The sequence below is a fragment of the Paenibacillus sp. NPDC057886 genome, assembly GCF_042796655.1.
Taxonomy (GTDB): domain Bacteria; phylum Bacillota; class Bacilli; order Paenibacillales; family Paenibacillaceae; genus Paenibacillus.
In genome coordinates this window covers 286,211-309,757 of sequence record NZ_JBHVMZ010000003.1, presented here as the reverse complement: position 1 = coordinate 309,757, position 23,547 = coordinate 286,211, and the positions used below count along the sequence as shown (strand labels likewise).

The 23,547-nt window shown below is 46.2% G+C and carries 24 protein-coding genes; 12 read left to right on the top strand and 12 right to left on the bottom strand.

What is annotated here, in order from left to right:
- Window positions 1-50 precede the first annotated feature (50 nt).
- Window positions 51-602, bottom strand: coding sequence for an undecaprenyl-diphosphatase (locus ACFVQB_RS12045; RefSeq protein WP_379438756.1), 552 nt, complete (start codon window positions 600-602; stop codon window positions 51-53).
- A 184-nt stretch (window positions 603-786) separates the two neighbouring features.
- On the opposite strand from ACFVQB_RS12045, the gene ACFVQB_RS12040 reads away from it, so the two are divergent.
- Window positions 787-1,776, top strand: coding sequence for an LCP family protein (locus tag ACFVQB_RS12040; RefSeq protein WP_379438753.1), 990 nt, complete (start codon window positions 787-789; stop codon window positions 1,774-1,776).
- A 162-nt stretch (window positions 1,777-1,938) separates the two neighbouring features.
- Window positions 1,939-3,189: an acyltransferase gene (locus ACFVQB_RS12035; RefSeq protein WP_379438751.1), complete on the top strand. Its 1,251-nt coding sequence runs from the start codon at window positions 1,939-1,941 to the stop codon at window positions 3,187-3,189.
- Window positions 3,190-3,239: 50 nt separating this feature from the next.
- On the opposite strand, the gene ACFVQB_RS12030 is transcribed toward ACFVQB_RS12035, so the two are convergent.
- Window positions 3,240-3,974 (bottom strand): hypothetical protein, encoded by a 735-nt coding sequence (locus ACFVQB_RS12030; protein WP_379438748.1) that lies wholly within the window; start codon window positions 3,972-3,974, stop codon window positions 3,240-3,242.
- A 220-nt stretch (window positions 3,975-4,194) separates the two neighbouring features.
- On the opposite strand from ACFVQB_RS12030, the gene ACFVQB_RS12025 reads away from it, so the two are divergent.
- Together ACFVQB_RS12025 and ACFVQB_RS12020 are read left to right on the top strand one after the other, a co-directional pair.
- Window positions 4,195-5,142, top strand: a complete 948-nt coding sequence (locus ACFVQB_RS12025; RefSeq protein WP_379438745.1) for a hypothetical protein — start codon at window positions 4,195-4,197, stop codon at window positions 5,140-5,142.
- 54 nt (window positions 5,143-5,196) lie between these two features.
- Complete coding sequence (locus tag ACFVQB_RS12020; RefSeq protein ID WP_379438743.1) at window positions 5,197-5,439, top strand: NHLP leader peptide family RiPP precursor; 243 nt, start codon at window positions 5,197-5,199, stop codon at window positions 5,437-5,439.
- A 78-nt stretch (window positions 5,440-5,517) separates the two neighbouring features.
- Here ACFVQB_RS12020 and ACFVQB_RS12015 read toward each other — a convergent pair whose 3' ends face one another.
- Entirely contained in the window at window positions 5,518-7,419 is a 1,902-nt protein-coding gene (locus tag ACFVQB_RS12015; protein WP_379438740.1) for an ATP-binding protein, read from the bottom strand.
- Window positions 7,420-7,583: 164 nt separating this feature from the next.
- Window positions 7,584-7,865 (bottom strand): hypothetical protein, encoded by a 282-nt coding sequence (locus tag ACFVQB_RS12010; RefSeq protein ID WP_379438738.1) that lies wholly within the window; start codon window positions 7,863-7,865, stop codon window positions 7,584-7,586.
- A gap of 144 nt (window positions 7,866-8,009) precedes the next feature.
- Between ACFVQB_RS12010 and ACFVQB_RS12005 the strand changes: the two genes are divergently transcribed.
- The 3 genes from ACFVQB_RS12005 (at window position 8,010) to ACFVQB_RS11995 (ending at window position 8,978) form a co-directional block, all read left to right on the top strand.
- Entirely contained in the window at window positions 8,010-8,171 is a 162-nt protein-coding gene (locus ACFVQB_RS12005) for a hypothetical protein (RefSeq protein WP_017690239.1), read from the top strand.
- 199 nt (window positions 8,172-8,370) lie between these two features.
- Complete coding sequence (locus tag ACFVQB_RS12000; protein ID WP_379438733.1) at window positions 8,371-8,739, top strand: hypothetical protein; 369 nt, start codon at window positions 8,371-8,373, stop codon at window positions 8,737-8,739.
- 38 nt (window positions 8,740-8,777) lie between these two features.
- Entirely contained in the window at window positions 8,778-8,978 is a 201-nt protein-coding gene (locus ACFVQB_RS11995; RefSeq protein ID WP_379438731.1) for a hypothetical protein, read from the top strand.
- 177 nt (window positions 8,979-9,155) lie between these two features.
- Here ACFVQB_RS11995 and ACFVQB_RS11990 read toward each other — a convergent pair whose 3' ends face one another.
- Complete coding sequence (locus ACFVQB_RS11990; protein WP_379438728.1) at window positions 9,156-10,367, bottom strand: MFS transporter; 1,212 nt, start codon at window positions 10,365-10,367, stop codon at window positions 9,156-9,158.
- Window positions 10,368-10,624: 257 nt separating this feature from the next.
- Here ACFVQB_RS11990 and ACFVQB_RS11985 point away from each other — a divergent pair, with 257 nt between their 5' ends.
- Window positions 10,625-11,275, top strand: coding sequence for a peptidylprolyl isomerase (locus tag ACFVQB_RS11985; RefSeq protein ID WP_379438725.1), 651 nt, complete (start codon window positions 10,625-10,627; stop codon window positions 11,273-11,275).
- 187 nt (window positions 11,276-11,462) lie between these two features.
- Here the strand turns inward: ACFVQB_RS11985 and ACFVQB_RS11980 are convergent, their stop codons facing one another.
- A complete protein-coding gene (locus tag ACFVQB_RS11980; RefSeq protein WP_379438722.1) occupies window positions 11,463-11,645 on the bottom strand; it encodes a hypothetical protein in 183 nt (60 codons plus the stop codon).
- Between the two features lie 128 nt (window positions 11,646-11,773).
- Between ACFVQB_RS11980 and ACFVQB_RS11975 the strand changes: the two genes are divergently transcribed.
- Both ACFVQB_RS11975 and ACFVQB_RS11970 read left to right on the top strand, forming a co-directional pair.
- Window positions 11,774-12,031, top strand: coding sequence for a YqkE family protein (locus tag ACFVQB_RS11975; protein WP_379438720.1), 258 nt, complete (start codon window positions 11,774-11,776; stop codon window positions 12,029-12,031).
- Between the two features lie 156 nt (window positions 12,032-12,187).
- Window positions 12,188-12,982 carry an SDR family oxidoreductase gene (locus ACFVQB_RS11970; RefSeq protein WP_379438718.1) on the top strand — a complete coding sequence of 265 codons (795 nt, stop codon included), beginning with the start codon at window positions 12,188-12,190 and terminating at the stop codon, window positions 12,980-12,982.
- Window positions 12,983-13,140: 158 nt separating this feature from the next.
- Here the strand turns inward: ACFVQB_RS11970 and ACFVQB_RS11965 are convergent, their stop codons facing one another.
- Window positions 13,141-13,902 (bottom strand): YwaF family protein, encoded by a 762-nt coding sequence (locus ACFVQB_RS11965; RefSeq protein ID WP_379438716.1) that lies wholly within the window; start codon window positions 13,900-13,902, stop codon window positions 13,141-13,143.
- 410 nt (window positions 13,903-14,312) lie between these two features.
- Here ACFVQB_RS11965 and ACFVQB_RS11960 point away from each other — a divergent pair, with 410 nt between their 5' ends.
- Complete coding sequence (locus ACFVQB_RS11960; protein WP_379438714.1) at window positions 14,313-15,287, top strand: ring-cleaving dioxygenase; 975 nt, start codon at window positions 14,313-14,315, stop codon at window positions 15,285-15,287.
- A 103-nt stretch (window positions 15,288-15,390) separates the two neighbouring features.
- On the opposite strand, the gene ACFVQB_RS11955 is transcribed toward ACFVQB_RS11960, so the two are convergent.
- The 3 genes from ACFVQB_RS11955 to ACFVQB_RS11945 all read right to left on the bottom strand — a co-directional run bounded on the left by ACFVQB_RS11955 (window position 15,391) and on the right by ACFVQB_RS11945 (window position 18,649).
- Entirely contained in the window at window positions 15,391-16,104 is a 714-nt protein-coding gene (locus tag ACFVQB_RS11955; protein WP_379438712.1) for a stalk domain-containing protein, read from the bottom strand.
- Window positions 16,105-16,356: 252 nt separating this feature from the next.
- The gene (locus ACFVQB_RS11950; RefSeq protein WP_379438710.1) at window positions 16,357-17,202 is read right to left on the bottom strand and encodes a hypothetical protein; all 846 of its coding nucleotides are present in this window, start codon (window positions 17,200-17,202) and stop codon (window positions 16,357-16,359) included.
- A gap of 169 nt (window positions 17,203-17,371) precedes the next feature.
- Window positions 17,372-18,649: a methyl-accepting chemotaxis protein gene (locus ACFVQB_RS11945; RefSeq protein WP_379438707.1), complete on the bottom strand. Its 1,278-nt coding sequence runs from the start codon at window positions 18,647-18,649 to the stop codon at window positions 17,372-17,374.
- A gap of 322 nt (window positions 18,650-18,971) precedes the next feature.
- On the opposite strand from ACFVQB_RS11945, the gene ACFVQB_RS11940 reads away from it, so the two are divergent.
- Complete coding sequence (locus tag ACFVQB_RS11940; protein ID WP_379438704.1) at window positions 18,972-20,405, top strand: aspartate ammonia-lyase; 1,434 nt, start codon at window positions 18,972-18,974, stop codon at window positions 20,403-20,405.
- A gap of 159 nt (window positions 20,406-20,564) precedes the next feature.
- Here ACFVQB_RS11940 and rpoN read toward each other — a convergent pair whose 3' ends face one another.
- Together rpoN and pruA are read right to left on the bottom strand one after the other, a co-directional pair.
- Complete coding sequence (gene rpoN / locus ACFVQB_RS11935) at window positions 20,565-21,872, bottom strand: RNA polymerase factor sigma-54 (RefSeq protein WP_379438701.1); 1,308 nt, start codon at window positions 21,870-21,872, stop codon at window positions 20,565-20,567.
- Between the two features lie 121 nt (window positions 21,873-21,993).
- A complete protein-coding gene (gene pruA, locus ACFVQB_RS11930; protein ID WP_379438700.1) occupies window positions 21,994-23,541 on the bottom strand; it encodes an L-glutamate gamma-semialdehyde dehydrogenase in 1,548 nt (515 codons plus the stop codon).
- Between the last annotated feature and the right edge of the window lie 6 nt (window positions 23,542-23,547).

The window sequence follows — 23,547 nt, the reverse complement described above, 5'->3', positions numbered from 1 at the left end:
GCTCTCGTTTCCGAAACTTCTCTTCCGATCCCTACCATATTTATACTTTTTTAACGGAAAATCCGCCGATGAATGTTAATGAAGAAATCGGGAATCGACTTCGTATAGTTACGCGTAGCAATCAAGATTACACTGACCAGGCTACCCAGAATAAATCCGCCCAGAATATCCCCAGGATAATGTACACCTACATAGACACGCGAGACTCCTGTCAGCACAGCAAGCAACAACATCCATCCTCCGAAGCGACGCCCGATAAAAAACGAAGCTGCAGCTAGCGCGAATACAAAGGAAGCATGTTTACTTGGAAAAGATGGATCTGGCACATGCGGAACCAGTTGATTCACCGTACCTTCCACGAACGGCCTTGGATGACCTACCACAGGTGAAATTCCCCATTTTGCCAGACCAAGTGCTATTATCGAGGCTACACAAGCATAAAACACAATTCGCTGCTTCGACGGATCGCCAAGAAACCACACAATCACAAGCAGTCCTATCATAACCCAAACCGCATATTCAGCTGATGTAATCATAAACCAGTCCAGAAACGGAATTCGGTCTGCAAACTGGTTGATCCAATTAAATACAGATTGATTCATAACAGTCGTTTAATACCTCCATTACACAAAACACGATTATTTTTTACATAATAAATATACACTAACTATTTGTCAAACATGTCGCCTGGTAACCGAACTTTCGAAATCAAAGAGGACATTTCTCTTACTTTTTGTTAAACTAGTTTGGGTTACATAATAGTTCATTCATAGAAAGGTGAAGATTATGCTTAAGAAATGGTTATGGGGAACATCCCTAACCCTGGCACTTGCCTTAGCCGGTGTCATTGTATATTACGGATACTCGATCGTTCATTTTGCCAATAGCATCTCAACCGCTTCCGAGACCTCCTCTTCTGACGCAAACCAAAATACGGACACCCCAACCACTCCTGTTCCCAAATGGGAAGGGAAGGAACGAGTTAACATTTTGCTGCTTGGAGGTGACACCAGAGGGGATGATGCCGGCCGTTCAGATTCGGTCATGGTCGCTTCCATTGATCCGGTATCCAAGAAAGCCCATCTCTTCTCTGTTCTGCGGGATACATATGTTGACATTCCGGGACATGGCAAGAGCAGACTCAACGCAGCCTTCTCTTACGGCGGAGCGGAATTAACCAAACAAACGGTCGGTGACTTGCTCGGCATCCCTATTCAACACTACGTGTACACCGATTTTATCGGATTCATGGCGCTAGTTGATGCTTTGGACGGGATCGATATTGATGTGGAGAAAGATATGTATTATACCAGCAAAGCAGATAAACATATGTACGATATTGACCTCAAAAAAGGACTTCAGCATATGGACGGCAAGACGGCCCTCCAATATGTCCGATTCCGGCACGATGCCACATCAGACTTTACGCGTACCGAACGGCAGCGGATTTTCATGACTGAACTGGCCAAGAAGATGCAAAGTACGACTTCGCTCTTCAAAATTCCTGAAATATTGGAAGCCGTTGCTCCATATATCGAGACAGACCTCAGTCCAACACAAATGTTAAAATTGGCTTCGCTTGGATTCGATATTAACGTAAATGAAATCGATAAACAGCAGATCCCTCCTAACAAGTTGCTAACCAATGAGCTTGCAGGATCTGCCCAGGTACTCGGTGTTAATAAACCGAAACTCCAAGCATATATTCAGAATTTGTTTGAGGAAGATGCCAAATCTTCAGAGGACGAATCAACCAAAGTACAAAACTTAAACTAAATTGAATGAAAACAAAAAGAAGCAAGTATAGCAATCATATTTTGATTCAAAAGACGGCTGCGGCCGTCTTTTTTTATACCTATTTTCCCCATTTAATGCAGCCTTAATGTTCAGCAGGTACCCTTAAATGATGAATTCCGGTTACACGAAGGAGGAATACACGTGAATAAACCGCGAATCGTGGAATGGACACAACTGCGCGGCCTTGCATTTCTCGCCATTGTAATGCAGCATAACATCGCGGAATATATATATCGCACCGATATTGAACAACCTGATTCCGTCATGCTGACCATGATTTATCATCTGACTCGTTTTGGTACGCCCACATTCGTCTTTTTGTCTGGTGTAATGCTGTTCTATCATCATAATCACACCAAACCGGATTACCCCCGGTTTATCCGTAAACGGTTTGGAGATATCTATGTGCCCTTTGTGGTATGGACGTTCATCTATTGGTTGTTTGTCCGGATATTCACCCCCAATTTCTGGCTTTCCGGTATTCCGGACTTCCGGAGTCTTGTTCGTGAACTGTTCCTCCCCCAGACGGGATATCATCTGTGGTTTGTGATTATGGTGTTTCAGTTCTATATTCTGTTTCCTCTGTTTCTTGCGGGAGCAAAGTTCATTCAGAGACGTATTGAAAAAGTTACACGCTTCACCCCAATGCAATCCGTCATCACGCTGATTCTCATTGGGATGGCATTATACACTTTGCTTGTGAAATGGTCCTACTACGATATGGGCGGGTGGACAGCTTCCTTACCCCAACCCTGGTCGGGTTTGCTGCAATATCGCTCCTATTCATGGGTTATGTACTGGTTTTACTTTTTGCTGGGCGCTGTCTGTGCCTGGTCAGTGGATAGCTGGAGGAGTTGGACCGCAAAGGTATTACCCTGGATGGTCTGTCTGTTTATAGGAATGTTTATCTGGCTTGGATATGACGTGCTGCGGGGATCAGGGGATGTCGTTAACCTGAATATCTCGACCTATCTGAAGCCCACGACATTCATCATCATCATAGCTCAGATGTTCATGTTCTATGGGTTCCTCGTACTGCTGCGAGGCAAAGATACACCATTTCAGCGTCTCCTGACGTGGATTGGCCGATATTCTTTCGGTGGCTATCTGGTTCATGCACTGGTTATCTACTGCATCGCGTATATTACCCGGCCACTTACACTAACCGGATGGCATCTACCGGTTACACTGCTTTCGTTTCTTGTCACCGTGGCAACATCTCTTGCAATTAGCTGGGGACTTTCCCAGCTTCCTGGTTCTCGCTTCACCATCGGATTACAACGAAAAAAACGCCTAGGTCCCCGTTTGCATGATGCTGTTTCTGTGGGCAGAACAAGTTCACCCGAGCGCAATCCGTCAGCCAGCACAAATCGCAGTCCGGAAACCAGCTAATCCTAGTTGAATATAGAAGAAGCGTCTCCCTACGTGGAAGACGCTCTTTTTCACTTCACTTCTGTAGAAGCGGATCGTCCGGGTACAGGTTCGTGAGGACCAGGAGCTTGATGTGCATTGCCCTTCTGGTTAACGAACCTTTTCAGGTCACCCGTCAACTGCTCCTTCAGCTTGTCTACCAGTTGCGTTTCACTGATGCCTTTTGCCTGAGCAATCTCAGCCAGTGATTTCCCACTCTGAAGCTGCTGATGGAGCTGCTCGGGAGTGATGCCAATAAAGCGGGCAATAGCCCCCTTGTCCATCATCGGACGTCTGTTGCCATGGTGTGCGAACTCACGTCTTAACTCCCGCAGTGGTGTGTTGATTACCTTCTTCAGCTTGGTATCCATACCTGCTTTGGCTGCTGCTGCCTGCTCTTTCGTGAGACAGCCTTCTTCTGCTGCTTTATCCAATCGTTGAGAGAGCGAAGGCTTCAACTTCTCCAACAATTGTGCTTCACTAAGTCCCTTGCGTTCTTTGGCAATCTGAGTCAACGTCTTGCCAAGCTCCATCTGTTCCTTTAAATCGCGGAGCCCAATACCGAGCAGATCTGCGGTCTCTCCAATCATAAACAGGCCATGACCTGCTTGCATGCATGGCTTGGTCTGGTTTGTGGAGGAGGATGGTGTCACAACTTGATCTTCAACAGATCCATTAGGATCAGCGGATGCCGTATATCCGGTTGATGCTGTTATAAATACGGCTGCCAGTCCGGCTGCCATCCATTTTTTCCATCTGTATTTCATTTCGCTTCTTCCTTTCATATGTCAAAATCCTGTGCTCTCTTAGTTTGAGCCTAACTTCCGCTTTTTTATGCCATAAAAATACAAAATGTCATTGTTTTTTTCACAATTCATCACAAAACCTCCTATTTTTTTCAATTCATTTCCGGTATACTGAAAGTAACTTCATGATCTAGTTGAATAGTCCTTAATTACTTTATTATGGGAAGGGCGTAACCAAACGATGCGGAGAGAATGGTTTGATCCGTTTAGATCCGATGTGGAGGTGGTGTTCGCTGCAGCAGAGCAGCTGGTACAGAAATACCCTGAACCAATGTCAGAACATGGACTAGAACAACTTCATTTGGTCAATCCTTTGTTACGAGATTCGGGTCACAGCTACATTGGCTACATTATTCCATTGTGGATGCAACTGTCGGATGGTCTACCTCCAGAAAAGGCACACAAACTGAGTACTGCCTGTCTCCTGCATATGCTATATTTTCTGAATCAGGATGAAGTTATGGACGAACAGCCAGAAGATGTGACACTGAAATTATCACTGGGTAATCTTTACTACGTGGATGCGATCTGTGCCTATTCAGAGCTATTCAGCCTTTCTTCCCCGTTCTGGACGTATTTCAGACAGTATGTGGAGGATTGGGCCATGAGCGTCACCGGTGAAAACTCCATTGATTATTTCAAGAGAAGCCCGCTATTAATCGCCCAAAAAGCCGCCCCACTTCAGCTTGGAGCTGCTGGCTCACTGCTTCTTTTGGAACAGAAGCATCGCATTACTCCGATATGTTCTGCCGTCAACATTGCTCTGATGACTCTCCAGATGACAGATGACTTCACAGACACCAAACAAGATGCTGTGCATGGAAATTACAACAGCTTCCTCTCTCACATATCCGCAGCACTGGAACACAACTACCCGGCTCATCCTGTAAGCGAACGTGTACATGATAATGTATACAACACTCAATTCATGAACTCCTATGTAGACATTGCTCAACAATATAACATCAGACTAACATCTTCTAACTCGGGGATTTCGCATCTCGAAGCGTTTAATTCTTACTTATGCGGCATTCTGGGACAAACTGTTCAGGACATTGAACAACACAAAAAAATGCTTTTTCAAGGCGGGTTTCATTACTGGATCAGCGAGAAACAACATTTGTCCTAATCACAAAAGAAGAGCTGGTACAGTTGAATTTTAAATATGAAGGGAATGTTGACGATGATGGTATCAGAGAAAACGTTGCACGAGGATATTATTGAAAAGGCCTGGACCGATGAGAACTTCAGACAACAACTGCACTCCAACCCGAAGCAAGCGCTTCGTGAAGCATTTGGCATTGATATTCCGGAACACATTCAAGTCCGTACCGTTGAAGAACAACAGAACGACTACGTTCTTGTGATTCCGCCCAATCCATCCAAAGTGGATTATGATGTAAATTGCGGACCGTGGAGAAGCTAAACGGATTAGATTGTATATGTGATTGAACGACACAAGGGGTAGCGAACAAAAAAGCCAATTGTACACTTCTGCCGCTCGTCATTCGACGAACGCGGCAAAAGATACAACGGCTTCTGTTCCTACCCCTTTTGTGCTTGTAAAGCTGATCTGACCATGCATGGCTTCAACGATTCGGAAGGTAACCATCATGCCGAGGCCAGTCCCCTTAATTTTGTTTGAGAAATAAGGCTCCCCCAGCCGGACCAGCGCTTCCTCATCCATGCCCTCGCCGTTATCTCTAACATGTACCTTGATGATCCCATCCTGGGCATAAGCCCAAATATCAATCTGACCCTGTCCTTGCAAAGCTTCAATACTGTTCTTAATAATATTAATAAAAGCCTGTTTGAACTTGGAAGAGTTCCCTCTAATCCATAGATCTGGCGGAATGTCAGTTGTTATTTTGCCACCTTCCAGATTAGCCATCGGTACAAGAATACCTTCGATATGATTAAATTCATCCGCGATATTCAGAGAGACAATATGATCGAACTCCGGTTTGGCAAACGTTAGGAAGTCGGTAATAATGCCGGAAGCGCGATCAAGCTCCTCCAGAGCAATCCGCACATACCCCTTGTTTTTGTTGTCTTCCTGCTCTGTCATGAGCTGAAGGAATCCTCGTGTCACCTGCAGCGGATTACGAACCTCATGAGCAACCGACGCCGCCAGTTCGCTAATGATTTCCATTTTCTCGGATCGCTGCAATTCATTATTGAACAATTCCAACTCTTTCGAGTATTCAAGCACTTTGGTATGTTTTTCAGCAAATCGGCTTCCCAGTATGGCAATAAGTGAGATAATAAAAGCAACCATGGACCATTTCCACCATATCAGATGATATGTTCCATTACGCTGGTAATACCACAGTAGTTCAGCAACACTGATTAAGGCAAATGTGCCGAATCCCGTAGCTAGCAAAAGAGCTTCCCGGCTCCGTTGAAACGCTTTGGAGATGGTGCCGATCATCAAGATGCTCAACAGGATTACGAGAACGAATCCAATCACGTTCTGAACCAACAAACTGTAGAGCATGTCCCATTGACCGCCCGAAATAAAATCAATCAACAGGGCAGCCACAGCTACTACAGAATAGATGAATTGAAATTTTCTTAGTTTCGTAAAGATGCCATAACGTCCTGGTCCGATAATTTGTTCAAAAAAATAACAGAGTGCAGGCATGCCCATCAGCATAGCCAGGTCAAACAATATGGAATAGAGATTACCGTAAACCTGGTAGAACGTATATAAAAACTGTGAATAGGTGATAATCATCGTTCCGATTGAACCCATCACGATACATAACGAAATCCACAACCCTTTATGGAATTTGCCCAGGAAAAATGTGCAACTTAGCATCGTTAGAGCCGTGAATACAAAGGTCGCTCCCAATATCACATCAAGCAGTCCATTGTGAATATACTTTTCCTGTAATGTAGCATAAGGCCCAACCTGAACCGTTCCGTAGATGCCAAGTCTGCCTTTTTCATTCTCGGACCATATATACAGTTTCCCACCTGAATTCTCACTCGATAAGGGTAACAACACAGCGTTGTTATCATAATTGTAATGATAATTCTCATACACCTTACGATCGTCCAGATAGATCACAATGTGGTTCCCTTTAATATTCTCAAAACGGATTGCCGAGCTATCTTCGTTTATTTTAGGAATGGTCACGCGAGTCCACATTGAACCTGAAGGGGCTTCTACGCTGCTATATTCCAGCTTTTCTGCACCTTGCTTCTCCCAGATCTCCTCCGAACCTTGAACCTCACTGATGAATCCCTGATCGTGTACGTTCCCCCATTTTACTTCCCATCCCGTAATGGATACAGGTCTGTCAACCTCTCCTGCAGTCGCTGAGACGAAGTCATGCGGCAAGCAGAGAATATTCAACATACTTATCCATAAGATGATGATAGCTTTGGGCACATTTTTCATTCACAGCACCTCAAAGTTCTTATTTTCTCTATCCTCAAGTTCTCTCATTTATCATTTCGCCACAGTTTAACGTGTCACCTTCTTGTAGGAAAATGAAAATTCACATTTTAGTAGATTTATAGTTTTATTTCCATTTTATTGATAGATTCCGAGTGTTTTCTCCATTATCCGCGCAGGTCTTCGAACTGGTTCTCAATCATTTCGCGCTCTTTCTGTTCAATCTTCGTACGATATTCCAACCACTGCTCTGTTTCCTCATCGTCATAGATCGTCCATATATCCGAGAAAAGATAATCCCGCAACTGTACAATCTGTCCTGACCATATCCCGCCTACCCAGAACAGCCCGTCCGGACGACGTATAACGGTACGGGAAAACCCGGGCGTAGACGCTTTTTGCCCGATTCGGATGTGAGTGATCATATTTCCCAGCGTATACCAATCCAATTGGAATCCCTCCCTCATATATCCATGTTTCATCATATCATAGGCCAAAGATGAAAAGCTGTAAAACTGATCTCTGCGATTCAATCGTCCCTTCCGGGTGTAATGTTCCTCAAAGCAAACACTTACCATTGAGGAGTGATTCAAATGAATGAGCCACACAGAACGGTAGAGGTAGAACATAAGGATGTCCAACACAAATCGGATTCAAGTATGGTCGCTTCCACGTTTATCAAATATGCGGCTTATATCATTATTTTCTTTGGATTTCTGTACTTTCTGGTCAAATATGTATTCCCCAAATTTTAAAGCATATAAGTTGACTCTGTAATCCGTACATTGTTCACTTTCATCTTATATTCATATTTGGGAAACATAAGGGAATCATAATGGGTGCGAGATTACAACGTTAACCCTTTGGGTAACTACGAATAAGAACCTTTTCAAGATAACTGCTCAATTAAATAAACAACCATTAAATGTAATCCACTAAAAGGGAGTGCTACTTATGTCAGACAGACCGATTAGCAATGAAGAAAGCGAACGCTACTACGACCGTTATCAAAGGTCCCGTGATATTCCACTAGAAACCGAAGTCCCTCAAGGTGACATAGACACTTTTGATGAAGTTACGGGAAAACGTATCGATACTGATAATACAGTAAATCTGCCCCTTGTAACGGCTACAGAAGAACCGGAGTTGGAGTCACGGACAGCGGAGCCTTCACTCGAATCCGTACCTGATGCTGATCTTATCCAACCGAATAGTCCGGTTGATCCTGCCGCACCCGACCCCAATGCTCTTCACGGGACGGACCTGCTAAACGGCGCTGGGGCAGATGCAAAACCGGAGGACGATATTCCACCACGGCGTTAATCCTCTTGTCACAGCCTGAATTAGGAGGTGCAGACATAATGAAAGATGATCACAAGCGACAAGTACATGAGCCCGATAATTTGGTAACCGAACGGGATATTGATCCGAATTTTGGATTGTTCACGGAAGATTCCTTTCCGGAAGCCCTAACGGATGAAGATCAGCTTGATGCTGTTGAACATGCAATTCCGAAGGAGAACGTTGAAGTTCGCCGAAAAGATTCATCCTCGGGTGAGTAGGAACGCATTACAGATTCATTAAGGATATAGGAAACCTCTTTGCTGAGAGGTTTCTTTTTTCTTTAATTTTCCTAATAATATAGACTGTATCCTGAAAAAGAGATGGCTACCGTATCCGTACGGTACCATCCCTCTCTCTTCTATCCGATTAGCCATTTACCGTTTTCACGTTCTTGATTACTTCGCCAAAGGTTTGCCCGATCCCGGCAACTTCTGCTCCAGTCGGGACCACTTCGCCACAACGGCGGTAATCAGCAGCGCAACTCCATTGATGATAAAAATCCAGCGAATCGGCAACCAGCCACCCAGAACACCACCGATAATCGGCCCGGCCATCGTACCGATCTGGGAAGCCGACTGATTCAGGCTGAATGCTCTTCCCCGGAAGCCAGGTTCAGTCACTTGTACAATCATCGCATTAATCGCCGGGAACACCGCAGCAAAGAACAATCCATACACAAAACGCAGTATGCCGAATCCAATATAACCTGTAGTGAAAAACTGCAGGAGGTTTCCAATTGCCCCACCAACGAGGCCAATGATCAATACTTTGCCATACCCGATTCGCGAACCGATCTTACCCCAGCGTGGCGCCATAATGACCGTAGCTACACCAACCGCAGAGAAAATAATGCCCGAGCTGAGAGAAGCACGATCGGGCTGAATGCCCATTTCCATCACGTATACGGTCAATAATGGCTCCAGAATCATCACGGAGAAGGTACATATGCCCATCATGCCAAGCACCGTAATAAACAATCGATTGGCCCTGGCTTCACGGATGTCATCCATCACATGAGAACGTGCCTTGTTCCGGTTGAAGTTCTCTTCTTTGACCCAGAAGGTTGCGATCAACGCCGAGATCAATACTACGATGCTGGAAAATAAAAACGCATTCCGGTTCCCATAATAGTGGCTTACGACCCCACCAATTAATGGACCGATAATACCTCCTGTTGCCCCGGCCGTAGACATGATACCGAGTGCATACCCTGTCTTCTCTTCCGGTGTGTTGGTACCGACGAGTGCAATCGCCGCCGGAACAAACCCCGCGAGCAACCCCTGAAACAAACGAACCACAATTAGCGAATAGGGGTCCTGCACAAAATAATTGATCAAATACAAAACCGCAAGGCTGTATCCCGACCGGATCAGCATTGGCTTGCGCCCGTATTTGTCAGCCAGTGATCCCCAGAAGGGAGACACCAGCGCACTTGCCAGAAATGTGATGCCAAAGGCAAGCCCTGACCAGAACTCAAGGTGATTACGAACACCCAGATCGCCACTCAGAAACAAAGGCAGAAATGGGATGGAGATTGAATAAGCGGTGCTGCAGAAAAACACACCAATCCACAAAATCACCAGATTACGCTTCCACGAGAAGTCCATATACCCGCACGCCCTTTCCGTTACTGACGCCGGGACTGCCGTGTATTGGAGCGGACGGAACAGACCCGTACGTCCCTGACTGCGGAAGCATTTTCCTTATTTTACACCTCTGTAAGCATTTACACCATCCCTTATCGTCCATAATATCCTGCCTTGCATTGCCATCTTGTCCGCAAAAACGGTATGATAGTTGAGGGATTATCCGAAAATAATTCTGACTAAACATATTATGCAGAGATGCAAGGGGGAACGTTCTCATGTCTTTTCGGTGGAAAAAAACAACAGCTGTGTCGCTGGTTCTAGCGATGCTGCTTATCGTCATTAGTGGTTGTGGACGCCCTTCAAGCAGTGCGACGGAAACACCAGTCCCAGCTGCACCCGAAGGGCCAAATCCAGTGGCCACAATTGAAATGCAAGACGGTCAGAAAATCGTCATTGAGCTATATCCCGAAATTGCGCCCAATACCGTGTACAATTTCATCTCATTGGCGAATAAGGGTTTCTATGACGGTCTGATCTTTCACCGTGTCATCCCAGGCTTCATGATTCAGGGTGGTGATCCAAACGGCGATGGTTCGGGCGGCCCAGGATATACAATTAAAGGTGAGTTTACATCTAATGGTCACAAAAACCATCTGAATCATACGCGTGGGGTGATCTCCATGGCGCGTAAATCTGATAATTTGGATTCCGCAGGCTCCCAGTTTTTCATCATGTTAGCGGATGCTGATTACCTGGATAACGCGTATGCCACCTTTGGCAAAGTGACAGATGGCATGGACGTCGTTGACGGCATTGCGGCTCAACAAATAGGCGAACAAGACAAACCAGTTACCGATCAGGTCATGAAAAAAGTCACTGTCGACACTCACGGTCTGGAATATCCAGAACCGGTAAAAATGCCGTAACCTTACCTTTCGAACGGATTATAGTTATCCATCTTGATTCACAACCTGTAAGACAAACAAAAGCTCTGTCCTGCGTGTTCACGCAAGGCAGAGCTTTATTCAATGTTAACGTTTACATAAATAACTTTATAAAAAATGCCTTCTTCTGGCACAACTCTATATGCAGCAGCTCTGCAACCCGCTGATCTCAATACATCCATCCCATCAAACGCAACCAACCGATGATCGCAATCCATAGCGGACAGCTGAAAGCAACACCCCATGCAAGCCCTCTCAGTAAACTACGGTTTACTTCCACGAACAACGACTCCTTTCTCCAGGGAATAGTCGCAGTATCGGTAATAATATATGAATTTATACCCGTTTTCATTCGTCACGTCCCCCCCTATATCCTGCTTTTGTTCCGCAGTTTCATGGAATGGGTTCAGTGAACCTGATATAATATGAATACTAAACGATAATGGAAGTTGATTCATGTTTTTGAGAGGAGATTATTCCATGGCAAAATCCAAAAAACACACCCCTGCTCCCAAAGCAGCACAGGATAAACCGACCACACTAAAGGATCTGCTGAGCAGTGATGTGCTAGAGAAACTGAAAGCTCAGGCTGATGAAGCCAAGGCTGCCGAGGCTGACCGCAAAGAGCAAGAGCGCCTGCAGGCGGAAGAAGTTCGTAAAGCTGAACAGAAGCGGAAAGATAATGATTTTGAGTACCTGTTGAACAACAGTTCGATGGACTGGAAGAAACATAAGTAACTTTGCAGCAATCAGATCATCATGATATCTAAATTACTGATACAGGGCCGTGTAACGGTCCTGTTTTTTTGTATTGGCATATGATTCATCACTCTTTAGTCGGGTATGTAGAGATAGAGAGTATACTGACAATCCATACGAAACGGAGGGATCAGGGTGACTGAACAACGTTTGCAAGGGAAAGTTGCGATTGTAACCGGAGGTGGCTCAGGAATTGGTCAGGCAACAGCTATTCGTTTTGCTGAGCATGGGGCCAAAGTGTTCATGCTGGACCGGACCCCGGAGAATGCAGAGAAAACCAAACAGACGATTGAGAATACAGGCGGAGAAGCCCACGTCATTGAATGTGATATATCCAAACCGGACAATGTGCAGAAAGCAATCAATCAGGTGGCAGAGCAATCTGGACAGCTCGATATTGTATTTGCCAATGCAGGCATCAACGGCACAATGGCTCCCATTGAAACGATGGAACCTGAGGACTGGGATCAGACGATGGGCATCAATATGCGCGGTACGTTCGCAACTGTGAAGTACGCCATACCCCATTTGAAAGACCGCGGAGGAAGCATTATTATTACGAGTTCCATTAACGGTAACCGTGTATTCTCTGGCATAGGGTTCTCTGCATACGCTTCCAGTAAAGCAGGTCAGACGGCTTTTACAAAGATGGCTGCATTGGAACTGGCCCGTTACAAGATTCGTGTCAACGCTGTCTGCCCAGGAGCCATAGACACAAACATCGATGACAATACCTATCCTTCGGTCGATCTGAAAGAAGTACAAATCCCGGTTAAATTTCCGGAAGGCCACGAACACCCGCTCAAAGGTGAACCCGGAACGTCGAAGCAGGTGGCCAATCTGGTGCTCTTCCTCGCTTCCGATGAATCTTCCCATGTGACCGGTACCCGGATCTACGTGGATGGAGCGGAATCTTTGCTTCGTGGATAAAAATTAGAAACATATCCCTGTAAAGTTAACAGCCAAACATCCCGCAAACGGTCTGAATATCCAGACTGCTGCGGGATGTTTGGTTTGAAATATAACTTTATAGAAGAACGAAGAACAGACTCCGTTGCTTACCCATTGGTTTTTGGATGAAATTTTAACTAGAGCGCAGAACTCTTTCCTCTCTTCACTCGATTATTCAGCCGCTCCGGAATGGCAAAGAGCAGGATGTACATCAGGGAGAACATCACTACGGCCAACACCTCTTCCCCAAGAATGTACAAGGGATAAGGGCCCAACATGTCGAGCACTGACGGCGTATCGGGTTTGTGTCTCAGGAACATATAATTGGCATCAAGCAGGACGTCCACACCATATACGACCAACGCAGCCACATTCACAAATATCATTGAACCCAACACAGATCTCCAGCTTGGACGAAGCTGTTCCACCCAAGTCATATAGAGCAACGCCAGAATAATACAAGCGTGAGCCGTAAAAAATTGAATGAAACGAAAATGTGCATAAGCATAACCGAGATTAGGCGTTACGATTGCCATCAAGGCTCCTGCTATTCCTGCGAACAGCAATGCAGAATGCAGCAATCGGCTGCGTGTCAATAATAGCAGCGCCGATAACAATAGTGACAGACTGCATAGCTCCAGTGGCAATGAAGTTTGCAGACTCCACACATCCCCATATACATACCAGAGCTGAAGCACAATTTCACAGCCAAACATGACACATGCCATCGTCATTCGAATGGTACGGCGTATATTGGATGACAATGAACACAGCCAATTCCGAAACAGGAACATCAATATAATTAATGCAGCAATAAGGCTAATCGCCCATAGGTGCGAAGTGGAAAACAGCATAAACGGTTCTGCATCATAAGGGTCTAACCACTGAGGATAAGCCATGCGCCTCTTCTCTCCTTCTCATTACAGAAACACAATATATCTCTTTAATGTTAACTTTTTCATTTTGGCATTGAATGAGCAGACTGTCCAGATGGAATTCTAAATTAGGATTGTATTTTAAATATCTTTATGTTAAGATAAATTCAACAACAAAACACACTAAAAGTTAGTAACTTTCTTAACGGAAATATTATAAAACAGCATATATGTTCTTCTAAACATTTACACGATAACGGAGAGGACAGAAATAAACTGAAGAAGCGAAGCGTTCGCCTTTATCCCCGGATTTTCCCCTTTGAAAAGAGGAATCAAAAAATCTGGGGATAACAGCGATCGGAAGGTTGTTCTGTCATCGGAGTGCCAGTGTAAATACTCATTAGTTGAACATATATAACCAGGAGGAATTTATAATGCAAATCAAAGGACTTCACCATGTATCTGCACTGACTGCACACGCCGCTGAGAATTATCGGTTCTACACCAACGTCATGGGATTGCGATTGATCAAAAAAACAGTCAACCAGGATGATGTTTCAGTCTACCACCTCTTCTATGGAGATGAAAAAGGGAATCCCGGTACTGAACTTACCTTCTTTGAAATTCCAATGGCCGGACAGACACGCGAAGGCGTGAACAGTATCTCAGCAACGTCACTTCGTGTTCCTAGCGATGCAGCCCTTGCGTACTGGCAACAGCGTTTTGACGAATTCGATGTTCCTCATGGAGAAATCACCGAACGTGGGGGGCGCGCTACTCTCTCGTTTACGGACTTTGAAGGACAACGTCTGATTCTGGTTTCTGATGAACATAATACAGGTGTTGCAGGGGGTAAACCTTGGGATCAGAGCCCTGTGCCTGCCGAGTATGGTATTGTGGGCTTAGGTCCAATCCATCTTACGGTTAAGGCTGCCTCCCTTACCGCTCCAGTTCTTACCGATCTGCTCGGCTTCCGTCAAAAAGGGACCTATCCTGCTTTTGTTGCAGGCCAACCCGATGTACTCGTCTTCGAATCCGGTGAAGGTGGCAGCGGCTCCGAGGTGCATGTCGAAGAACGAAATGACCTTACCCAAGAACGCCCTGGACGAGGCAGTGTGCACCATGTTGCCTTCCGCGTCGATAATGAAGAAGAACTGAAACAATGGGTAGAACGGGTTCATAATTTCCGATTCCCGAATTCCGGTTTCGTAGACCGTTTCTACTTCCGCTCCCTGTACTTCCGTGAAGCTAATGGCATTCTGTTCGAGCTGGCAACCGATGGTCCCGGCTTCGACACGGATGAAGAACTGGCTTATCTTGGAGAGTCCCTGGCATTGCCTCCATTCCTTGAAGGTCGCCGTGCAGAGATTGAAGCGAATCTCAAACCGCTCGATACCGTAATTCGCTAACCAGATCATACGTCCCAAAAGAACAAAAAAAACGATTATCGCTATGCCAGTTCGGAATAACCGTCCGGCGATGCATAGGCGATAATCGTTTTTAATATCTCATTTATTTTTTGGTTAAATATGAGGTCGTCAATGGAACAAACAGAGAGGAGCCCGGGGCCTCATCAACGATTTCAACAAAGATGAAATCCGTGTCTGCAACATCCACTTCTACCCCAATCAAACCGTCTTCAGGGGCAAGCGATACTGTCTTGAGCGTTGTATTGTTCTCGTCCATAATCTCAAGCTTCTGTGAACCGCCAAGAACAGCCAGATCGAGATGCAGCTTGGCATACTTTTTCTGGGTCATGACTTGGAAGCTCTTGCCTTGCTTGGCTGTGTCGGTATGCAGGTATACATCTTTGTAATCTTTGCCTTTGTACGCCGTTTCGGCCGGATCCTTGGTATGCCAATCCGAGGTCCCCAAGGCTGTAGTTCCGAGCGAGCTTAATGTCAGCTTGCTGGTTTCGGATGGTGGTGTAGATCCATTACTGCTGCCAATGTTAACGGATGATGTTGCGCTGTCATACATAATTTCCGTACCGAGCAGCGTGCCGACTGCACGCACTGGCAAATAGGTCGTTCCGTTGTAAGTAATCGGCAATACCGTTTTGCCATTGGCATCTTTGGCTGTTACCGTTGTCCCATTTAATTTCAAAGATATCTTGCTGTTCAAATACGCTTTGATCGGTTCCAGACCCGTTGCTGCAAGTGCCCCAGTGCCGATGCCGAGTGTTAGTGTAGCCACCATTAAACCCAATACGACCTTCTTCTTCATTAATGATCCCTCCTGAAAGTGAAACTATGAAATAGATAAGTTCCATCCTTTATACATTTAAACGACTAAAGTGTTTGTGTCAACCATTTCATGGAAAATCCCCGGAATATAATGTGATTTTGGATAGCACAAAGCGAGGCTAAAGGTATATCATTTTTTTCAGCCTCACTCGTTTCCCAGTGTCATTAAGACAGTGGGGATATTTTTTTTGTCATAGCTGCCCGCAATTCCGCTCTTTTCTAATTACTCGATTCAATCAAAAGATTCATAGTACTCATCCTCATACTCTTCCGTGCTGTACCCCAAATCCACTGCTTGCCACTCGCCATCCTTAAAGTCATAGGCAAAGTTCAGATCACCGTCATATAAACCCATACCATATGCACCGGATGCCGACACAACCAACTTGCCGTTCTCCACACTGTAATAAACAACACCGCCGAACTTGAGTTCCTCGTTATACACTCCCTCGCTTGTGTCTTCCTCCATCAGAGAGGGCTCTGCATGAACACCATCAACGGTAACGTTGATCGTCACCTGCCCTGGCGTAACACTGACTTTCGAATTCACATGCTGCTTCACAATCTCATCCAGTGATTGCATCTTCATCTCTTCCAGCGTCTCTGGATCGATAATATGTGCCTCACCCAGATAAATGCCTGTTCCATGACCTGCTGTAAACAACACAACAATCTCCTTCTTGCCATCTCCATTCAGATCCAATTCGTGCACTTCGGGTTTGTAGGATCCGCCTTCTCCCTGCCATTTGCTGAATTCTCGTGTTTTGCCGTTCACTTCTAGCACCATTCCGTTATATATATAACCTGACCCTTCGACTTTCATGGGGTATAGTCTTACGTTCTCATTTTCCGGAGCAACCGAAACGTATTCTCCCTTAACAGGGATCGATTCCTTCGTTGTATACGCCGCTTCATTCATTGTTTCTATATTGGAGGCCACGACCGCTGAGGTCTGGCTGGATTGATCATCTATGTTAAGCTGTTTTTGCGATTCATTCATGGTTCTGGCAGACGAAGTTGTACTAATCGTAGCTACCGCCAAAATAATCATCAGCAGGATACCTGTCCAAGTTTTCAATATGCTGGGCTCCTTAATCTGTAGTGGAATACTACCATTATATCTTCATTTATCGCCCAAGCGTTGCGAATTTGTTAATGTTTCATAAAAAAATCTTTACATATTTCAGTTTTTACGAAAGAACGTTCGGCTTTAACCATAATAAGCAAAAAAACACCCCGGAAACAGCTCAAGGCTGCATCCGAAATGCTTTCGTTTTGTCCATTAATCGATCTGTTAACTGTCTCAGCTCTTCAGCCGAGGACGAAATTTCCTGCATGATTGCTGTCTCTTCATGTGCCGCATCCATAATCCGTCTCGCCTCATCCGAGAACGATCCGGCTTTCCCCTGAATCTTTTTCACGTGACCATGCGTCTGTTCCACACGACTGGTCTGTTCTCCAATTTTGGATCCGATTTCATGAGCACCCTTCATAAACACTTCTACCGTACCTGTAAGCTCCTGCAACGTCTGATCAACCGAGACCGTTCGCTCGGATTCGTTAACAACCAAGCCGTGCTGTTCATGAATCAGTTGAGCTGTATCCTTGATCCGCTGCTGTACGCGGCTAATCAGCTCATTAATCCGATGCACCGATTGTTTGCTCTCGTCTGCCAGCTTGCGAATTTGCTGAGCCACGACAGCAAAACCCGATCCCTCTTCTCCCGCACGCGCAGCCTCAATGGAAGCATTCAGGGCAAGCAGCCCTGTTTCCTCTGCAATGTTTTTGACGGACTGAGTGATGGCTTCAATATCCGAGGCCTCCTTCTCAAGCAGCACCATAATGTCACGCGAACGATTGTGGGACTCCGTCAGCTCGTCCATTCCTTTCATCAAAGAAGAGAAGGTTTGCTTCGTATGATCTACCGAACGTTCCATCTGGCCGGACATCTCTGTCATGCCGATCGACTGACTGTGCATACGCTGGAAATCGTTCAACATCTCATCCGCTGTAATCAACGACTGATGTGAAGTCATCTTCTGCTCTTCCACACCCACAGCAATATGATCGACCGCATCAGACATCATCTCGATCTGCTCGGCTGCCTGGGCGATTGCTTCACTAAGTGACTGGGCGTTCTGTGAGGTTGTACGTGTACTATCTGTAATATCGTTTACAATACTTCTCAGATTGAAAACCATTACGCGAAAAGCATCATATAATACAGTAATTTCATCCTGTGTGCGCCGCTCAGGAACTTCGGCCGTCAAATCCCCCGACGAGATTTGTTGTGCCGCACGGGACAAATGTACAATTGGACGAGTCAACCACCGGGAGGCAAACCAGCCTAGGATGGCATTCCAGCATACGCCCATGATGAGTACGATAGAGATATACAGCCAGCTTGGCATGGAGAACGAGAGCCAGTCCTGAAGGAAAAATATAAAAAAGCCGCTAGTTCCGTACGTAATCAGTGAAATCAGTACCAAACCTGCGACGGTTTTTGCGCCTAAAGTCCATTTCATATTCACACCTCATAGTCCTTTTTTCCTATTTTACCAATAGATAACCAAATAACATGTGATTTAGATCACTGAAAACGACAAATCCACCACCCATCTTCTTCTTCATGCATGACTTCTCCACGAAGTGGAGCATAATTGATAAGACGAGTTTTAACTAACTGAACCTTTAATCTGCCAAAGTGATATCCTTAATTTAAATTATTTATCGGCAAGAAGGGTGAAATGATTTAGCTTGGCATCCATTTTGCTTAAATGATATACTGAGTGCGCTTCGGCATTGCCGGAGCTGACCTATTTTTGGATGCCACTGGAGGCGAACGAAATGTCTACAATGTCCACAAGGACGGAGAAAGATTTTATTGGCGAAAAAGAAATCCCTGCTTATGCTTATTACGGAATACAGACGGTTCGGGCTGTAGAGAACTTCCCGATTACCGGCGTTCCTGTACACCGGGAGCTGATTACAGCTCTGGCTGCGGTGAAAAAGGCTGCGGCAATCACGAATATGGAGCTGAAGATGCTACCACGCAAAATTGGCGATGTCATCGTCATGGCTGCTGAAGAAATGATGAAAGGCCATCATCTGGATCATTTTATTGTTGACTCCATTCAGGGCGGTGCAGGCACCTCCATGAATATGAATATGAACGAAATTCTGGCCAATCGCGGACTGGAACTGTTATTGCAGAACAAGGGTGACTACTTCCACTGTAACCCAAATAACCATGTGAACATGTCCCAATCCACCAATGACGTGATTCCAACTGCACTGCGTATTGCTGCATATCAGTTGTCTGAAACGTTGCTGGATACGATGAAACGTCTGCAGGATGCGTTCCGCAAAAAAGAACAGGAATTTAACGATGTAGTCAAGGTAGGTCGGACACATCTTCAGGATGCCGTGCCTATTCGTCTTGGACAAGAGTTCGGTGCCTATGCGCGCGTGATCGGACGTGATATCGAGCGTCTTGAGTTCGCAAATCGTCGCCTGCTCACCATTAACTTGGGTGCGACGGCTGTAGGTACAGGCCTCAATGCCAAACCGGAATACATCGTCAAGGTAACGGAGCATCTGTCCGATGTGACAGGATTGAATTTGCAAACGGCCGAGGATCTTGTGGATGCCACACAGAATACGGATGCCTATCTGGAATTGTCGGCTGCACTGAAAGTATGTGCTGTCAGTCTGTCCAAAATCTGTAACGATATTCGCATGATGGCTTCCGGTCCACGTGCAGGATTCAATGAGCTGCGTCTTCCACCGCGTCAGCCAGGTTCGTCCATTATGCCGGGCAAAGTGAATCCGGTTATGGCGGAAGTGATCAATCAGGTATCCTTCCAGGTTATGGGGAATGACCATACGATCTGCATGGCCTGTGAAGCTGGTCAATTCGAATTGAATGTCATGGGCCCCGTTATTGCGTTCAACTTGCTGCAATCGCTGAAAATCATGAATAATGGCATCGACGTCTTCACTCGTTATGCTGTTGAAGAGATGGAAGCAAACCGTGAGCGTTGTGCATTAATCATGAAGCAGAGCTTTAGTGTAATTACAGCGCTTAATCCTCATCTGGGCTATGATGTGGCAGCCTCCATTGTGAAGGAAGCACTGAAGACCGGAAACACCTTGCAGGAGATTATTCTGGAACGGGGTCTACTGACACCGGAAGAACTGGAAGAAATTTTGCACCCCGAGCAGATGACTACTCCTGGTATTGCAGGTGAGCACTTCCTGCGTAATATGGAACGGTTGTAAGCTGTTTAAGTTCTACTAATGAATATTTACACTGACACTCCGATGACAGAACAACCTTCTGATCGCTGTTAAATCGGAACGAACAACCCCCGCAGACCGTTACCACGGCTCGCGGGGGTTGTTTGTTTCTCAGTTATGTTTTGTGACTGAACCACAGGGTCATTTTCCCCAGCGCTTCCGTTCAAGCGAAGGCAAAATTTGAAGCTCTTCCCTGTATTTCGCAACCGTTCTACGGGAGATAACGATGCCTTCATTCGCGAGTAATGCCGTGAGTTGGCTATCCGAGTATGGGCGTTCCGCCCGTTCAGAACGAATCAGCTCTTTCAGTCGGAGCTTCACCGCCGGCGCAGAGGCCATTTCTCCGTTCGTTGTTTCCAGACCTGATGCAAAAAAAGCCTTGAGTTCAAACACTCCATACGGTGTCTGAACATATTTGCCGTTGACTGCACGGCTCACCGTAGACTCATGCATGCCGATGGCCTCGGCAATAACTGCCAGATTGAGCGGCTTCAAACCCGCAGGTCCTTCGCGCAGAAAAGGTTCCTGTTCACTCATGATCGCAGCCAGGACACGCATCAGAGTTCGACGACGCATACGCACGCTGCGAATGATCGCTCTCGCCTCAGCTGCCCGGCCTGACCAGACCTCGTCTGCATCAATCTCACTGATCCAGCGGCAGCAGGCCTCGTTCAGGGACACCCGCGGCACACTCACTGAATTCAACCGTAAAGAAAGCTCATCATTTCTTATCTGCACAACAGCATCCGGAATAATATAATGTGGCCGTTCCATACACCCGATGGATCGGCAAGGTTTCGGGTCCAGACCAGCAATATAATCATAGGCTGCCTGAGCCTGCTGTGACGAAATCCCCAGTCTTGTTCCTGCTCTGCCTGGATGGAAACGAACCAACTCCTCCAGACCTTCCTCCACCATATGCTCCGCATGCTGGTTAGCTAATGGATCACGCCTAATCTGAAGCAACAAACATTCACGCAAGTTGCGTGCTCCCACACCTGCCGGGTCCAATGATTGGAGAATGTCCAGGGCCGCTTCAGCTTCCTGCATCGATACACCTCTTGCCGATACAACCTCAGTCAATTCCATTGTCAGATAGCCATCATCGTTGACACAGCCAGCCAAATATACAGCTGTTGTCTCCATTGCAGGCGGAAGATTTTGCAACCGAAGCTGAGATATCAACAGAAGTTCAAGTGTAGGTTCGGCCCCTTTTATCTGTAACAGCGGATCATAAAAGGAGAACCTCTCCTGATTCAATCGTCGGGGAAGACGGGTGCGCAGGGCAGAGGTTTCTTCAAGCTCAAGCACCGGATTTTCATCCGCGGCTTCCTGCAAATAACGAGCCAATTCCTGACCCGATAAGGTCAGCAGATGAATGGATTGCTTCATCTCCGGCGTAATGGATAATCGAATACGCCCCTCCTGCACCAACTGAATTCCTAACATCCGTCTCCCCCCTTAAGTGCTGCTCAAGCTACTCCAGTATACTGACGAACAAAGACTATTTTCAGGAAATGATAGCATAAAAACCAAGCGATTGTCAGCGGGCCCAAACCCCATTTTTCAACTAATATTTCTCCGATACCAGCTTCGCTTGGGTGAACAGCAGCAAGTAGTCTCTTCCCCCTGCCTTGGAATCCGTTCCCGACATGTTAAATCCACCAAATGGATGTGTACCCACCAGTGCACCTGTGCATTTACGGTTAAAGTATAAATTCCCCGCAAAAAATTCCCGTCTGGCTTGTTCCAGATGTTCGCGATTGCGAGAGATCACCGCACCTGTCAGTCCATAATCGGTATTATTGGCAATATCCAGTGCATCCCCGAAGGATTCTGCCTTGATAAAGGCCAGCACCGGTCCAAAAATCTCTTCCTGTGAAATCCGTGCTTGCGGGTCCACATCGGCAATAATGGTCGGTTCAATGAAATAACCTGCCTCGTTCCCTGTACCACCACCGAGCACAAGGCGTCCTTCACCCTTGCCTATTTCAATATATTCTGTGATCTTGGCATACGCCTTGTCATCAATAACAGGACCTACCTGACTTCCGACTTCAAGCGGACTGCCAATGCTCAGTTGCTTGGTTCGTTCAATCACTTTTTGCAATACCTCGTCATATACATCTTTATGAATAATGGCGCGGGAACACGCGGAGCACTTCTGTCCCGAGAAACCGAACGCGGAAGCCGTGATCGATTCCGCAGCCAATTCCAGATCACTGTCGCTATCTACAACAATTGAATCCTTGCCACCCATTTCAGCAATCACCCGTTTAATCCATTTCTGCCCCGGCGCAGTGCGTGCTGCACGTTCATTAATCCGCAGACCGACATCTCTGGAGCCTGTGAAGCTGACAAAGCGGGTGAGCGCATGGTCCACCAGATAATCGCCAACCTCACTGCCCGGTCCTGGCAAATAGTTCACTACGCCATCCGGCACACCCACTTCTGCAAGCAGCTCCATGAATTTGGCGGCAATAACCGGAGTTGAACTGGCTGGCTTCAATACAACTGTGTTGCCGGATACCAATGCAGCAGAAGTCATGCCCGCCATAATCGCGAGCGGGAAGTTCCACGGTGGAATCACAATCCCCACACCAAGCGGAATATAACTCAATTCATTATCTTCACCTGCAATTCGTGTGAGCGGCTGTGGTTCACTCAGACGCTGCATCTCACGGGCATAAAACTCCATAAAATCAATAGCTTCGGCTGTGTCCGCATCCGCTTCTGGCCATGTTTTGCCTGCTTCGTACACCATCCATGCGGAGAATTCATGCTTACGACGTCGCATGAGCGCCGCTGCTTTGTACAAATAACGGGCACGTTCATTCGGGTCCGTATGCTTCCAGGTGCGGAATGTTTTCGCAGCCGTTTGGATTGCCTGCTCGGCAAGCTCTTGATCCGCCTGATAGATCGTCCCGACGATCTGTTTTTTGTAGGCAGGATTTACGGAGGATAATGTGCGGCTGCTCGTTATTTTTTGCCCCCCGATAATAATAGAGTATTCCTGGCCGAGTTCAGCCTCCACCTTGCGCAACGCGTTCTCAAAAGCTTCCCGGTTGGCCGGGACTGCAAAGGATGTGAATGGTTCGTTAACAAAAGGGATATTCATGAATGA

Bases quoted from the DNA above. Each gene is read 5' to 3' on its own strand.
- ACFVQB_RS12045 (WP_379438756.1), bottom strand. From the start codon at position 602: ATGAATCAATCTGTATTTAATTGGATCAACCAGTTTGCAGACCGAATT.
- ACFVQB_RS12040 (WP_379438753.1), top strand. From the start codon at position 787: ATGCTTAAGAAATGGTTATGGGGAACATCCCTAACCCTGGCACTTGCC.
- ACFVQB_RS12030 (WP_379438748.1), bottom strand. From the start codon at position 3,974: ATGAAATACAGATGGAAAAAATGGATGGCAGCCGGACTGGCAGCCGTA.
- ACFVQB_RS12025 (WP_379438745.1), top strand. From the start codon at position 4,195: ATGCGGAGAGAATGGTTTGATCCGTTTAGATCCGATGTGGAGGTGGTG.
- ACFVQB_RS12020 (WP_379438743.1), top strand. From the start codon at position 5,197: ATGATGGTATCAGAGAAAACGTTGCACGAGGATATTATTGAAAAGGCC.
- ACFVQB_RS12015 (WP_379438740.1), bottom strand. From the start codon at position 7,419: ATGAAAAATGTGCCCAAAGCTATCATCATCTTATGGATAAGTATGTTG.
- ACFVQB_RS12005 (WP_017690239.1), top strand. From the start codon at position 8,010: ATGAATGAGCCACACAGAACGGTAGAGGTAGAACATAAGGATGTCCAA.
- ACFVQB_RS12000 (WP_379438733.1), top strand. From the start codon at position 8,371: ATGTCAGACAGACCGATTAGCAATGAAGAAAGCGAACGCTACTACGAC.
- ACFVQB_RS11995 (WP_379438731.1), top strand. From the start codon at position 8,778: ATGAAAGATGATCACAAGCGACAAGTACATGAGCCCGATAATTTGGTA.
- ACFVQB_RS11990 (WP_379438728.1), bottom strand. From the start codon at position 10,367: ATGGACTTCTCGTGGAAGCGTAATCTGGTGATTTTGTGGATTGGTGTG.
- ACFVQB_RS11985 (WP_379438725.1), top strand. From the start codon at position 10,625: ATGTCTTTTCGGTGGAAAAAAACAACAGCTGTGTCGCTGGTTCTAGCG.
- ACFVQB_RS11980 (WP_379438722.1), bottom strand. From the start codon at position 11,645: ATGAAAACGGGTATAAATTCATATATTATTACCGATACTGCGACTATT.
- ACFVQB_RS11975 (WP_379438720.1), top strand. From the start codon at position 11,774: ATGGCAAAATCCAAAAAACACACCCCTGCTCCCAAAGCAGCACAGGAT.
- ACFVQB_RS11965 (WP_379438716.1), bottom strand. From the start codon at position 13,902: ATGGCTTATCCTCAGTGGTTAGACCCTTATGATGCAGAACCGTTTATG.
- ACFVQB_RS11960 (WP_379438714.1), top strand. From the start codon at position 14,313: ATGCAAATCAAAGGACTTCACCATGTATCTGCACTGACTGCACACGCC.
- ACFVQB_RS11955 (WP_379438712.1), bottom strand. From the start codon at position 16,104: ATGAAGAAGAAGGTCGTATTGGGTTTAATGGTGGCTACACTAACACTC.
- ACFVQB_RS11945 (WP_379438707.1), bottom strand. From the start codon at position 18,649: ATGAAATGGACTTTAGGCGCAAAAACCGTCGCAGGTTTGGTACTGATT.
- ACFVQB_RS11940 (WP_379438704.1), top strand. From the start codon at position 18,972: ATGTCTACAATGTCCACAAGGACGGAGAAAGATTTTATTGGCGAAAAA.
- rpoN (WP_379438701.1), bottom strand. From the start codon at position 21,872: ATGTTAGGAATTCAGTTGGTGCAGGAGGGGCGTATTCGATTATCCATT.
- pruA (WP_379438700.1), bottom strand. From the start codon at position 23,541: ATGAATATCCCTTTTGTTAACGAACCATTCACATCCTTTGCAGTCCCG.